The 13,550-nt window shown below is 68.0% G+C and carries 10 protein-coding genes; 4 read left to right on the forward strand and 6 right to left on the reverse strand.

Annotation, left to right across the window (positions count from 1 at the left end):
- Positions 1 to 86 precede the first annotated feature (86 nt).
- The 3 genes from N5D45_RS08800 to N5D45_RS08810 form a co-directional block, all read right to left on the reverse strand.
- On the reverse strand, positions 87 to 1,532 hold the full coding sequence (locus N5D45_RS08800) for an ExeM/NucH family extracellular endonuclease (protein WP_057503819.1): 1,446 nt from the start codon (positions 1,530 to 1,532) through the stop codon (positions 87 to 89).
- Positions 1,533 to 1,740: 208 nt separating this feature from the next.
- The gene (locus N5D45_RS08805; RefSeq protein WP_043400625.1) at positions 1,741 to 2,259 is read right to left on the reverse strand and encodes a c-type cytochrome; all 519 of its coding nucleotides are present in this window, start codon (positions 2,257 to 2,259) and stop codon (positions 1,741 to 1,743) included.
- A gap of 219 nt (positions 2,260 to 2,478) precedes the next feature.
- Positions 2,479 to 3,096 carry a TetR/AcrR family transcriptional regulator gene (locus tag N5D45_RS08810; RefSeq protein ID WP_134958675.1) on the reverse strand — a complete coding sequence of 206 codons (618 nt, stop codon included), beginning with the start codon at positions 3,094 to 3,096 and terminating at the stop codon, positions 2,479 to 2,481.
- Between the two features lie 161 nt (positions 3,097 to 3,257).
- Between N5D45_RS08810 and N5D45_RS08815 the strand changes: the two genes are divergently transcribed.
- The 3 genes from N5D45_RS08815 to N5D45_RS08825 are packed head-to-tail and all read left to right on the forward strand — an operon-like array spanning position 3,258 to position 8,051.
- A complete protein-coding gene (locus N5D45_RS08815; protein ID WP_279938757.1) occupies positions 3,258 to 4,421 on the forward strand; it encodes an isovaleryl-CoA dehydrogenase in 1,164 nt (387 codons plus the stop codon).
- 10 nt (positions 4,422 to 4,431) lie between these two features.
- Positions 4,432 to 6,042: a carboxyl transferase domain-containing protein gene (locus N5D45_RS08820; RefSeq protein WP_043400628.1), complete on the forward strand. Its 1,611-nt coding sequence runs from the start codon at positions 4,432 to 4,434 to the stop codon at positions 6,040 to 6,042.
- Positions 6,043 to 6,068: 26 nt separating this feature from the next.
- The gene (locus N5D45_RS08825; RefSeq protein WP_279938758.1) at positions 6,069 to 8,051 is read left to right on the forward strand and encodes an acetyl/propionyl/methylcrotonyl-CoA carboxylase subunit alpha; all 1,983 of its coding nucleotides are present in this window, start codon (positions 6,069 to 6,071) and stop codon (positions 8,049 to 8,051) included.
- A gap of 19 nt (positions 8,052 to 8,070) precedes the next feature.
- Here the strand turns inward: N5D45_RS08825 and N5D45_RS08830 are convergent, their stop codons facing one another.
- Entirely contained in the window at positions 8,071 to 9,237 is a 1,167-nt protein-coding gene (locus tag N5D45_RS08830; RefSeq protein ID WP_010487060.1) for a putative peptide maturation dehydrogenase, read from the reverse strand.
- A gap of 138 nt (positions 9,238 to 9,375) precedes the next feature.
- On the opposite strand from N5D45_RS08830, the gene N5D45_RS08835 reads away from it, so the two are divergent.
- Positions 9,376 to 9,672: an NHLP-related RiPP peptide gene (locus tag N5D45_RS08835; protein ID WP_010487062.1), complete on the forward strand. Its 297-nt coding sequence runs from the start codon at positions 9,376 to 9,378 to the stop codon at positions 9,670 to 9,672.
- A 7-nt stretch (positions 9,673 to 9,679) separates the two neighbouring features.
- Here the strand turns inward: N5D45_RS08835 and N5D45_RS08840 are convergent, their stop codons facing one another.
- Together N5D45_RS08840 and N5D45_RS08845 are read right to left on the reverse strand one after the other, a co-directional pair.
- Positions 9,680 to 12,178 carry a putative peptide modification system cyclase gene (locus N5D45_RS08840; protein WP_164192494.1) on the reverse strand — a complete coding sequence of 833 codons (2,499 nt, stop codon included), beginning with the start codon at positions 12,176 to 12,178 and terminating at the stop codon, positions 9,680 to 9,682.
- A 4-nt stretch (positions 12,179 to 12,182) separates the two neighbouring features.
- Complete coding sequence (locus N5D45_RS08845) at positions 12,183 to 13,223, reverse strand: GGDEF domain-containing protein (protein ID WP_019337655.1); 1,041 nt, start codon at positions 13,221 to 13,223, stop codon at positions 12,183 to 12,185.
- Positions 13,224 to 13,550: the final 327 nt, after the last annotated feature.

The following is a 13,550-nucleotide window of genomic DNA, read 5'->3' on the forward strand; positions in this document are numbered from 1 at the left end:
TCGCTTGAAGGCGGACTGGTAGATCAAAAGCAAAGGCGGCATCCGTGCCGATCAAGGTGCCTACCAGAGCAGATCCCCGGCGAACCTTATCTGTCGAAACCCAGCAGCAGCGGGTCGTGGTCGGAGCTGCGCCACGGGCCCTGCACGTTGCGGCCCTGGTAGCCGCTGGCGTCCTGCTCGTCGGCGTTGCTGTGCCATTCGGCGGCGCCGCGCAGGCGCTTGGCCATGCCCGGGCTCAGCAGCGCGTGGTCAAGGCGGCCAGTATAGCCGTTGTAGACGTAGCTGTAGGGATGCTCGACCTTGGCCACCTTGAACGCGTCCTGCCAGCCCAGGTCATGCAGGGTGCGGATCGGGTCTTCCATCGCGTAGGCGTTGAAATCGCCCAGCAGTACCGCGTCCTTTGCACCGGTACCGGTCGGGTCGGTCTGCAGCCAGGCGTGCAGCTGCTGCGCGGAGGTCACGCGGGTGGCGTTCCAGCAGCCCTGGTTGTCGTTGCGGTCGGCGTCGGCACCGGCGGCGTCGCGGCAGCCCTTCGACTTGAAGTGGTTGGCCACCACCACGAACGGTGCGCCCTGCTTGCCCTGGAAGGCCTGCGCCAGCGGCACGCGACTGTGCTCGACGAATGGACCACCGGTCAGCGTGGCCGGCTTGCCGACCGGCTGCAGGCGCGCGCTGCGGTAGATGATGCCGACCCGGATCGGGTTGTCGCCGGGGCCGTTGCCCGCGTCGACGAAGCGCCAGTCGCCCTGCGCGCCGCGGTCCCGGTTGAGCGCATCGACCAGTTCGGCGATGGCCGACTGCGGACCGTAGCCGTCGTTCTCCAGCTCCATCAGCGCGGCGACATCGGCGCCCAGCGCGTTGACCGTGGTGACCAGCTTGGCCACCTGCGCCTTGTGCTCGTCCAGCGTGCGCGCACCGCGCAGGGTCGGGAAGCCACCGCCCTGGCCATCACCGTTGAAGAAGTTCTCCAGGTTGAAGGCCGCCACGTGCAGGCCGCCCGGCACGGTCGGCACCGCCGGACGCTTCAGCTCCGGCAGTTTCAGCACACCTTCGACCTGCAGGCGCGGCCGCCCCTGCGCGTCCATGTGCACGACACCTTCCACATTGCGCAGCTGCATGCCGGTACGCAGCACCGGGTTGGCCGGCAGATAGGCCACGCTGGCCGGGTCGCGGGCATCGCTGCCGTCGTCCAGCACCAGGCGGCGGCGCTGGTTGTCGGCCATCACCTGCTCGTAGCCGGCAGTACCCGGCGCGGCCACTTCGGTCGGCTGCCAGAGGCGGCCATCGAAGGCCACGGTGAGCTGGCCGAAGCGCTCCAGGCCGTCGGTACCGGCCAGGGTCAGCGGTGCGGCGATGCGCACGCGCTGGCCATCCAGCACACGCCAGTCGGCCGGCGCGGCGGTCAGCACCACGGTGGCGCTGCTGCGCGCAGTGGAGGGCGACGCGACCGGTGCGGCCTGCGGCTGGGCCTGGGCAAAGGCGCCGGCCGGCAGCAGCAGGGACAGGGCAAGGGCGAGGGAACGGCGGCGCATCGACGGGCGACTCCATGGAAGAGGCGCACAGACTAACCCTGAAATGCGAAACCCCGCCTGCGCAGCGGGGGCATATGAGCGATCAGGCCTCGGTGGGCAAAGCCTGGGAATCGTAGAGCCGCGCCCATGCTCGGCTGCACCTGGCCACACCGCGCGGAGAGCAGCCGAGCGTGGGATCGGCTCTACAGGAAGCAGCGCGTTGGGGCGTCTACTTCAGGTTGCCCAGCATCCAGTCCACGGTGGCGTGGATCTGTTCCTCGGTCAGCGCCGGGTTGCCGCCCTTGGGCGGCATGATGCCGCCGTCCGGGCCGGTGTAGCCCTCGATGGCGTGCTTGTAGAGGGTGTCCTTGCCCTGTGCGATGCGCTTGTCCCAGTGCGAATGGTCCAGCGTCGGCGCCATGCCCACACCGGTGGTGTGGCAGGCGGTGCACAGGTTGTCGAAGATGACCTTGCCGTCCTTGGTGCCGCCGTAGGCCACCTGCGACGCCGCCTTGGCCAGCGCGGCGGCCTTGGCGGCGGCCTGCGCGGCAGCGCCGGTGCTGCCGGCATAGACCGCGCCGGTGGGCGAGATGCGCTGTTCGGTGCGCTTGGCCGCGGCCGGCGACACCTCGGGCGGAATCCGGGTGTGGATGTAGGCGGCAAGGAGGATGAGGCCGAGGGTGATGGTCGCCAGCAGCGCGATCACCATGGAGAAGCGTTTCAGGAACTCCAGATCGTAATTCCGCACTCTTCGTTACCCCTGGCTGATAGTCGTTGGACCACGGCTGAGCGACTGCGTGATGGACCGAGTATAGAACGCGCTTTGCGTGCGACAACAGGCGTCACTGCTGGTGCGGCGCAACATGCGGCCGTGGCCGCATGCGGGTAGCGCCGGGCCGTGCCCGGCGAGCGCGAAGCGCGGCAACAACGGTCGAGGATGGCAACAGCCGCCGGGCATGGCCCGGCGCTACCGTTTTGCGGGGGCGCCGATCGCACGCAGGCAGAAGCTGCAGATCGCATCCACCAGTGCGTCTTCGTCGCGGTGTGCTTCGCGGCTGGGCGCGGTCGGGCCGACCATGGCTTCGGTGAAGGCGCCGACCAGGCAGGCGGCGGCCACATGCGCGTCCTGCGCCGGCAGCTCACCGGCCACCACGCCCTCCTCCACCAGCCGCAGGAACACGTCACCGAACGCGCGGCGACCGCGCATGCGCTCGGCTTCCACGTCCGGGTCGACCGGTTCAACGATGAAGGCGTGCGCCAGCCCCGGCCCGGCCAGGGCGCGGCGGACGAAGGCGGTGATCGCCAGCCGCAGGCGCTCGCTGGCCACCTCCGGGCCGCTGGCGATGCGCTCCATGATCGCCACCTCGTGGGCCACGGCGGCGTTGAGCACCTCCACGAACAGTTCAGCCTTGGACGGGAAGTGCCGGTAGATCAGGCCGGTGGACACCCCCGCCTGGGTCGCCACGGCGGTTACCGGGGCATTGCGCCAGCCGCCGGTGGCGACCAGCTCGCGGGTGGCCAACAGGATCCGTTCACGGGCCCCGGCCAGCCGTTCTTCCATCAGTGCAGAGCGTTTGTAGGCCATGTTTTGATTCTAGTTTCAATTTTTGAATTTGTATTCACTTCTTACCCGAACCCCGCTACGCTGGGGTCCAATCGCCCGTGCGGGCAGCGGTCCTGCAGACCGCCGCCCGCTCCCCCGCCGGGTGCGTCCATTTCCTGCCATCCCGCCGTGGAGCCACCACAATGCACGTGCCATCCCTGAACTTCGACCTTGGCGAAGACATCGACCTGCTGCGCCAGAGCGTGGCCCATTTTGCCGCCGCCGAGGTCGCACCGCTGGCCGCCGAGGCCGATGCCACCAATCAGTTCCCGCTGGCCCTGTGGCCGAAGCTGGGCGAACAGGGCCTGCTCGGCCTCACCGTGGAAGAAGAATACGGCGGCACCGGCATGGGCTACCTGGCCCACGTGGTGGCGATGGAAGAGATCTCGCGTGCTTCCGGCGGCATCGGCCTGTCCTACGGCGCGCACTCCAACCTGTGCGTGAACCAGCTGCGCAAGAATGGCAACGAAGAACAGAAACAGCGCTTCCTGCCGGGCCTGTGCAACGGCAGCCTGGTCGGCGCGCTGGCGATGAGCGAGCCGGGTGCCGGTTCGGACGTGGTGTCGATGAAACTGCGCGCCGACAAGCGTGGTGACCGCTACGTGCTCAACGGCAACAAGATGTGGATCACCAACGGCCCGGATGCCGACGTGCTGGTGGTCTATGCCAAGACCGACATGGACGCCGGCGCCAAGGGCATCACCGCGTTCCTGGTCGAGAAGGGCATGAAGGGCTTCTCCACCGCGCAGAAGCTGGACAAGCTGGGCATGCGTTCCTCGCCCACCTGCGAGCTGGTGTTCCAGGACTGCGAAGTACCGGAAGAAAACGTGCTGGGCCAGATCGGTGGCGGCGTGCGCGTGCTGATGTCCGGCCTGGACTACGAGCGCGTGGTGCTGTCCGGCGGCCCGCTGGGCCTGATGGCCGCGGCGATGGACGTGGTGATGCCCTACGTGCACGAGCGCCACCAGTTCGGTGAGGCGATCGGCAGCTTCCAGCTGATCCAGGCCAAGATCGCCGACATGTACGTGGGCCTGGGCGCCTGCCGTGCGTATGTCTATGCCGTGGCGCGCGCCTGCGACCAGGGCCGTACCACCCGCCAGGACGCCGCCGGTGCCATCCTGTACGCCGCCGAGAAGGCCACCTGGCTGACCGGCCAGGCGATCCAGATCCTGGGCGGCAACGGCTACATCAACGAATACCCGACCGGCCGTTTGTGGCGCGACGCCAAGCTGTATGAAATCGGCGCCGGCACCTCGGAGATCCGCCGCATGCTGATCGGCCGCGAACTGTTCCAGCGCACCCTGTAAGGCCACCGCGATGACCGTCCTGAACAGCCAGCTGCAACCGGGCAGCGAAACGTTTGAAAGCAACCGCGCGGCCATGCAGGCCGTGGTCGACGACCTGCACGCCACGCTTGCCCGCACTGCACTGGGCGGCAACGAGGCGGCACGCGCCAAGCACACCGCACGCGGCAAGCTGCTGGTGCGCGACCGCATCGACGCCCTGCTCGACCCCGGCAGCGCCTTCCTGGAAATCGCGCCGCTGGCCGCGCACGGCATGTATGACGATGCCGTGCCCGCCGCCGGCGTGGTGGCCGGCATCGGCCGCGTGAGCGGCGTGGAATGCGTGATCGTGGCCAACGATGCCACGGTCAAGGGCGGCACCTACTACCCGATGACGGTGAAGAAGCACCTGCGCGCGCAGGAGATCGCCGAGCAGAACCACCTGCCGTGCATCTACCTGGTCGATTCCGGCGGCGCCTTCCTGCCGCTGCAGGACGAGGTGTTCCCCGACCGCGATCATTTCGGCCGCATCTTCTACAACCAGGCCAACCTGTCGGCGCAGGGCATTCCGCAGATCGCCTGCGTGATGGGCAGCTGCACCGCCGGTGGCGCCTACGTGCCGGCGATGAGCGACGAGACGGTGATCGTGCGCGAGCAGGGCACGATCTTCCTCGGTGGCCCGCCGCTGGTGAAGGCCGCCACCGGTGAAGTGGTGACGGCCGAGGAACTGGGCGGTGCCGACGTACACACCCGCATCTCCGGCGTGGCCGACCACATGGCCGACAACGATCTGCAGGCGCTGGCACGGGTGCGCGCGATCATCGCCCAGCTGAACTGGCGCAAGCCGGAGCCGGCGATGGCGGTGCAGGCGCCCGAGGAACCGCTGCTGCCGGCGCATGAACTGTATGGGGTGATTCCCGCCGATACGCGCAAGCCCTACGACGTGCGCGAAGTGATCGCACGCCTGGTCGATGGCTCGCGCTTTGACGAGTTCAAGCCGCGCTATGGCGCAACACTGGTTACCGGCTTCGCGCATCTGAACGGCTACCCGATCGGCATCATCGCCAACAACGGCATCCTGTTCTCCGAGTCGGCACTGAAAGGCGCGCACTTCATCGAGCTGTGCACCCAGCGCAACATCCCGCTGGTGTTCCTGCAGAACATCACCGGCTTCATGGTCGGCCGCAAGTACGAACAGGGCGGCATCGCCAAGGACGGCGCCAAGCTGGTGATGGCAGTAGCCTGCGCCAAGGTTCCCAAGTTCACCGTGGTCATCGGCGGCTCGTTCGGTGCCGGCAACTACGGCATGTGCGGCCGCGCCTATTCGCCCAACTTCCTGTGGATGTGGCCCAACGCACGCATCGGCGTGATGGGCGGCGAACAGGCCGCCAGCGTTCTGGCCACGGTCAAGCGCGATGGCATCGAAGCCAAGGGCGGCCAGTGGCCGGCAGCGGAGGAAGATGCGTTCAAGGCACCGATCCGCGAGCAGTTCGAGCAGCAGGGCCACCCGTACTACGCCAGCGCGCGCCTGTGGGACGACGGCGTGATCGATCCGGCCGACACCCGCCGCGTACTGGCCCTGGCGCTGTCGGCCAGCCTCAACGCCGCCCCGCAGCAGACGCGCTTCGGCGTGTTCCGCATGTAACCCGTGCCATGACCGAGCCTGTTGCCATGTTCACCAAAGTCCTGATCGCCAATCGCGGCGAAATCGCCTGTCGCGTCATCGCCACCTGCCGCCGCCTCGGCATCGCCACCGTGGCGGTATATTCCGATGCCGACCGCAACGCGCGCCACGTGCGCCTGGCCGACGAAGCCATCCACATCGGTCCGGCCGCTGCACGTGAAAGTTACCTGCGCGGCGATGCCCTGCTCGACGCCGCACGCCTGACCGGCGCGCAGGCGATCCACCCCGGTTACGGCTTCCTGTCCGAGAATGCCGACTTCGCCGATGCCTGCGCCGCCGCCGGCATCACCTTCATCGGGCCGCCGGCCAGCGCCATCCGCGCGATGGGCGACAAGAGCGCGGCCAAGGCATTGATGGCGAAAGCCGGTGTGCCGCTGACTCCGGGCTACCACGGCGACCAGCAGGAACCGTCCTTCCTGCGCGAACAGGCCGACGCCATCGGTTACCCGGTGCTGATCAAGGCCAGCGCCGGTGGCGGTGGCAAGGGCATGCGCAAAGTCGAGCGCAGCGAGGACTTCGTCGATGCGCTGGCCAGCTGCCAGCGCGAGGCAGCCTCGGCGTTCGGCAACGACCACGTGCTGGTCGAGAAATACGTCGAGCGCCCGCGTCATATCGAGATCCAGGTGTTCGGCGACAGCCACGGTGATGCGGTGTATCTGTTCGAGCGCGACTGCTCGGTGCAGCGCCGCCACCAGAAGGTGCTGGAAGAAGCCCCGGCGCCAGGCATGGGTGCAGAACGCCGCGCGGCGATGGGCAAGGCGGCGGTCGATGCCGCGCGCGCGGTGGGCTACGTCGGTGCCGGCACGGTGGAGTTCATCGCCGGCCCGGACGGCGATTTCTACTTCATGGAAATGAACACCCGCCTTCAGGTCGAGCACCCGGTGACCGAATACATCACCGGCACCGACCTGGTGGAATGGCAGCTGCGCGTGGCCTCGGGCTTGCCGCTGCCGCTGCGCCAGGAGCAGCTGGCGATCCACGGCCATGCCATCGAAGCACGCCTGTACGCAGAAGATGCCGACCGCGGCTTCCTGCCCTCCACCGGTACCCTGCGCCGCCTGCGCCTGCCGGCTCCGTCTGCCCATGTGCGCGTGGATACCGGCGTGGAGGAAGGCGACAGCATCACCCCGTACTACGACCCGATGATCGCCAAGCTGATCGTCTGGGAAGTGGACCGCGACGCCGCGCTGCGCCGCATGAGCCAGGCGCTGGCCGACTGCCAGGTGGTGGGCGTGACCACCAATGCCGGCTTCCTGCGCCGCCTGGTGAACACCGATTCGTTCGCGCACGCCAAGCTGGATACCGCGCTGATCGAACGCGAACAGGCGGCATTGAGTGCAGCGGGCGATACGGATGATGCCCTGTGGCAGCTGGCCGCCGTGGCCGCTGTTGCAAGCACTGCCGGTGCCGGCAGCGATGCGCGCGACCCGCATTCGCCATGGCAGGCGCAGGACGGCTGGCGCCTTGGCGCGTCCGCGCCGCGCGTATTGCCGCTGCAGCAGGGAGAGCGCCGGCACACGCTGAAGGTGTGGGCGCAGGCCGATGGCTGGCGCGTGCAGTGCGACGATGCGGCGCCGGTGCAGGTGATCGGCACGGCCAATATGCAGGGCCTGACGGTGCAGCTGGGCGAGCGCCGCTGGTCGTTGCAGCTGCTGCGCGACGGTGACCAGCTGTACCTGTTCGGCGCCGACGGCCAGCACCGTTTCACCCTGCACGATCCAGTGGGTGAATCGGACCACGCCGTGGCCGACGCCGGCAGCCTGCTGGCGCCGATGCCGGGCAAGATCGTTGCGACGCTGGTCGCCGCCGGTACCGAGGTCAAGCGCGGCACGCCGCTGGTGGTGCTGGAAGCGATGAAGATGGAGCACACGCTGCAGGCACCGGCGGACGGCACGGTGAAGGGTTACCGCGCCAAGGCCGGCGACCAGGTGGGTGACGGTGCAGTACTGGTGGACTTCGAGGCGGCGTGAACGCCGCGGCGGCGACCGCTCAGCGGTCGTCGCCCACCACCACCCGGCCAGCGGGATCGAATTCGGCCGTGTCCAGCGTGGCGCTGCGCCAGCCCAGGCCGCAGATGGCCATCGCGCTCTGCCCGATGCCGTCGAAACCGAAGGCACGATCGACATCGGCATCGTTGATGGCTGCGGTGACGAATGCCGCCAGGCCACGCTCGGTCGCGCACAGGTACAGCAGCTGCGAGATGTGGCCGACATCCAGCGTCACCGCACGATACGCCTTGGCGTGGTTGCGGTACTTCCAGAAGCAGCGGTCGTACCGCGGTGCCAGCACCAGCAGCGCCGGTGCATCGGCGAACCACTCCTGACCGGACAGCATCCGCCGTGCCAGCGCGGGCAATGCATCAGGCGGCGGCGAGGGCAGCGGCAGCACGGCGTGCTGCACCGGGTGGTAGTGGTACAGGCCCGGTGCCAGTCCTTCCACGTTCTGCACCAGCAGGAAACCTTCGGTGGGATGCAGGCCGCCACCGGAGGGCACGTTCTTCTTCAGGAACTCGGTATCACGCTCGACCTTCTGCACCGCGTGGGCCATCAGCGTGCGCTGCAGCACCTGGGCCAGCAGCGGCAATGGCAGCGCGCGCTGCGGGTCGAAATTGCGGCAGGTCGTGCGCTGCGCCAGCAGCGCGTCGAACGCCGCCTCTTCGCTGCGCGGCAACGGCTGGTAGTCGCCCTGCAGGGCCTGCACCACCGGTGGTGGCGGCCCCAGCCGCTGGCGCAGGCCGGCAGCGGTATCCAGCCCCTGGCGACGCATGTCCTCCACGCTGTCCACCGCCTGCCAGCGCGCATGGCGATGGGCCAGTGCGGCCAACGGCCACCACTGGCTGCGACGCAATGCCTCATCACGCATCTGGTGCCCGACCTCATCCGGCGGGTCGGTCAGCACCAGCCCCTGCTCGACCAGGCGCGCCAGCATCGCCGGAGAGGTGCCGGCCGGCGGTTCGCTCCAGCGGTGCGCGCTGAGCTCGCCCAGCAGCTGGCGCTCCTCGGCGTCCACCGGCAGCGGCTGGTCCAGATGGGCGGCCAGGGCCACCCAGCTGATCTGGCTGTCCATCTCGGCCTGGCCGGCCAGCATCGCGCGCAGGTCCAGGGTGACCGACTCGCGGGGCTCGAACATCAGGCTGGCGCAGCGGCGCAGGCGCATGGGTTTCCTTCCTTCTGCCGCACAACCGGCATAGCAGCAACGACCGCGACGCGGCCAACTTTAGCGACATGCACGCCACCGCCCTCAATGGCAGGCTGTCGCGGCCGATACGAGAAACTCAACCTACGGACGATCTCCATGAGCACCCATCCCCGCCTTTCCGCCGAAGACGCCAGCACCCTGCTGGACCACCTCATCGGCAACGACGACTTCCGCAACCACTTCACCGCATCGCCGGGCAAGGCCCTGGCCTCGATCGGCCTGGACGGTGCCGTTGGCGAGAACGACTGCATGAAGATCGGCACCCTGGCTTCGGTCGAGGAGCTGCGCCGCACCCGCGATTCGCTGCATGCATACCTGAGTGCCTCGACCGCCTCGATGACGGTGGTGTTCTGCTTCGAAGCCGACCGGATCGACGAGCGCGTCAACGCCTGAGTCCGCATCAGCGCGGTACCCGCACCGACGTCGCCTCCGTGGCGATGTCGTGCACATTCAGGGGCTGCCAGACCTGCATGGACGCCACCTCGGCAATGGCCTGACCGTGGTGCCGGGCCAGCCAGGCCTGCTCGCGGCGCACGCCGGCAGTGTCCTGCTCGGCACGCAATGCCTGCAGCAGCACAACATGGGCCTGCACCGGTTCGCTGCCATCAAAGGTGGGCTCGAGCAGATGGCGTGCCGCTTGTGGACGCTGTTGCGCCAGTTCGGCCATCGCCAGCACAACCCGGCGCCACTTGCCCACCACAGGGCTGCGCTGCCGCTCCAGCAGTTCGCCGTGGTCACGCAGCCACTCTGCGGCCAGCGCATGCTGGCCCTGGCGCTGGGCCAGATAGGTCAGGGCCAGCAACTGCAGACTGCGGCTACCCACGGCGGAGTCGTCGTTCTTCCGCAGCAGCGGTCGCAGCATGGCGGCGATGGATTCAAGCTCCTTCGCATCGCCGGCCGTGCACAACGTGGTCACGGTGGCGTGTTGCAGCCGTTGATGGATCTGGTAGTCGATCAGATCCGGTGCCGGGCCATCCGCAGCGATCGCGGCATGCAGGCTGCTGCAATCACGCTGCTCCGCAGCCACCAGCAGGTTTGCCCGCAGGCGCATGCGCTGTTGCAGGTCATCCCCCCGCGGCAACCGCATCAACAGCTGCTGTGCCTGTGCGTCCAGGCCCTGCGCAACCAGCACGTCCACATCCAGGTCGTCGGCCTCGTCATTGCCGCGCAGCATCTGTGCCTGGTGCAAGGTGCGCATTGCCTGCTGCGGCAGGCCGAGGCCCAACTGTGCCCGCGCCAGATGGATCATCGGATACAGCCGCAACGGGTCCTGAGGCACCGTCGCGGCGCGCGCATAGGGCGCGGCCTCGGCGAAGCGATTGTCCTGCAGCAGCCCCCAGGAGGTATTGGACAGCCCCGCAAACGAATCCGGATAGATCTTGGCCAGTGCACGCCACTGTTCCAGCGGCCAGCCACCGGGTTCCAGTTCGGCCTGCCAGCCCTTCAGGTACAGGCGCTCACGCGCGGGCAAGCGCTGCTGCTGGGCCAGCGCGTGCTCCAGCGCGTCACGCGCGTCCGCAACCTGCGCAGTGCGGGCCAGCAGCTTGGCCACGCCCATGTAGGCCAGGGCGAAACCGGGATCGATATCGATCGCCGCCTGGTAGAGGTTGCGTGCTTCTTCGAAGCGACGCTGGCCCAGTGCGCTTTCGGCCAGGGCAAACGCACGCAGTGCGCGCAGGTCCTGGGTCGATGCCCGCGGCAGCGGCAACGACTGTTCCAGGCTCGCCACCGATTCGCCCAGGCCACGTCGCAGGCGCCCGACCACGTCGTCCACCGCGAACACCATCTGATCGGATCGATCCGCGGTGGCGGTGAACGTCTGGATCACCTGGCCGCTGCCCGGTGCTGCGACGTCGATGGCGAGCTCGTAGCCACCGATCTTCTGCCGCACCGTCGGCAGCAGCACCGCGCGCGCACCTTCACGTACAGCGACATCGACGGCAGTATCCCGGTTGAGCCGGGTATCGCCCGAGAGCCGCGCCATTTCCAGGCTTTCGCGGATCTTGCCCTCGGACAGCACGTTCACGTAGCGCGACTGCTCCAGCGCGATGCGGATCGCGTGCCGCATCGAATCGTCGAAGATCGGATCACCGGTGAGATTGTCGACATCCCCGAGTACCACCCAGTCGCGTTCGGCAAAGGCGATCGCCGGCTCCGGCCGCAGCAGCAGCCAGCCGCCCAGCACCGCCACCGTCAGTACCAGACCTTCAGCGGCCAGCACCAACGGCTGCCGCCACAGCGGCAGGTCGCGGCGCGCCTTGGCATTGGCACGTGGCATGCGCAGCGGCGCCGAGCCGATCTCGCCAACTTCGATCACTTCCTGCACCACCGGCACGCCCTTGAAGCGCCAGCGCCCGTGCGACTTCCACAGCAGGCGCGCGCCGCGCTCGCCCAACGCATCGGTGGCGCGGCGGGTCAGTGATTCGGCCACGGCCGACAACAGGATCTGGCCAGGCCGTGCCAGCATCATCAGGCGCGCCGCCATCGGCTTGGCCAGCCCTTCCACTTCCATCGACTTGGCGCCGGCGCGCACCGCTTCGGGACTGTTGTCCCAGGTCAGTACGTCACCCACATGCAGGCCGGCACGCGCACGCAGTTCAATCGAACGCTGCTGGCCCAGCGTGTGCAGTTCGCACTGGTAGTCCAGCGCGAAACCGAGCGCATCGATGGCGCGCTCGAACAGCATGAACAGGCCGTCGGAGCGATCGATCAGCTGGCCATTCCAGCGGTGCTGCAACACCAGCACCAGGCGGTCGTGTTCCTGGAACAGGCTCGCGGCCGCGACGTCGCCGATCCGCTCGACCAGCTGCAGCGAATCACACAGATCGGTGAACAGCAGGGCGCGTAGCTGGGGGCTATGCGGGGCTGACGTTCCGTTGTCGCCATTCATCGCCTGCATCTCCCTATGGGCCGTCCGGAGCATCCACCCAGCGCAGGCAGTTGCCACCATCGCGCTTGGCCTGGTACAGCGCGCGGTCCGCGCTGGCATACCACTCGCTCCAGCCGGCCTCCGGCGCCAGCAGGCTGGCACCGATGCTGACCAGGCTGACATGCGGCGTGCCATGACTGCGTTCGAGCAGGCCATGCACCGCGCTGAGGATGAACTCGGCCGCGTGCTGCACGATCTCGTGATTGCCACGGCGCAGGATCAGGCAGAACTCATCGCCGCCGAGGCGGCAGGCCAGGTCCTGCTCACCGGCCATCGAGCGCAGGATGTTGCCCATGCTCTGCAGCACACGGTCGCCGGCCTGGTGGCCGTGACGATCATTGATCTGCTTGAAGCGGTCGCAGTCGATCAGCAGCAGGGCCTGCGGCAACCCGTCACCGTCGGCGCGGCACTCCTGCAGGTACAGGGTCAGGCCACGGCGGTTGTGCAGCCCGGTCAGTTCATCGGTACGCACCAGCTCACGGGTGTGGGTCAGCTGATGGGTGGTGATGTACAGATTGTCCAGCGCGGTTTCCAGATCATGGTTGCGCCGGCGCAGCTGGCTGATCAGGGCCTGCTCGTTGGTCAGCACGCGCATGATCGTGCGGCGCAGGAAGTAGGCGACCAGGCCGGGATCGGATTCCACCAGGCGATGGAAATCGGCCGGGCCCAGCTCCAGTACTTCGCAGTCGGCCAGCGCGCGTGCACTGGCGCTGCGCAGGTGATCACCGACCAGCAGGCCAAGCTCACCGAAGAACTCATGCTGGCCGAGCGTCTTGATCACCAGGTCCTCGCCGAAGTCCAGTTCGATCTGGCCCTGGAGGATCACATACATCCGTTCGCCGCGATGGCCACGCTGGAACAACCACTGTCCGGCATGAAGCTTGCATGGACGGGCAAATCTGGCGAACAATGCCACCTCGGCAGCGGACAGCAGCGCGTGCACGATCTCGGCCATCGCCACCCGGGCGATACCTGACGTCACATCACTGTTCTCGGCCGCACCCCTGCCGGTCATTCCCTGCACCCGCCGCCAGCGTCCCCTGGTGAGCCGCGGAGCATAGCACCGCTTTAAAGTGTGCGCCCTATCTCATTTTGACCCTTCTGCCGATCTTGATTGATGTGAAGATCGATGGTGGCCCGTTCTGGTCACGGGTGTCCGGGCAAAACCCCTGCTGGATCAATCCGATGCCGGGTTTCACAGGGTTTCGGCCAAGTTGCCGGCACACGGGGTGCGCCTGATTGACGCTGCCTGCTGGCCGCGCCTTTGCATCGATACAACAACGCCGGCAGGTCCCCCGACCGGCCGGCGTTGTCTGGCCCTTCCCTGGCCACCCTGATCGCT

It is taken from the genome of Stenotrophomonas sp. GD03819, assembly GCF_029841665.1.
Taxonomy (GTDB): Bacteria; Pseudomonadota; Gammaproteobacteria; order Xanthomonadales; family Xanthomonadaceae; genus Stenotrophomonas; species Stenotrophomonas geniculata.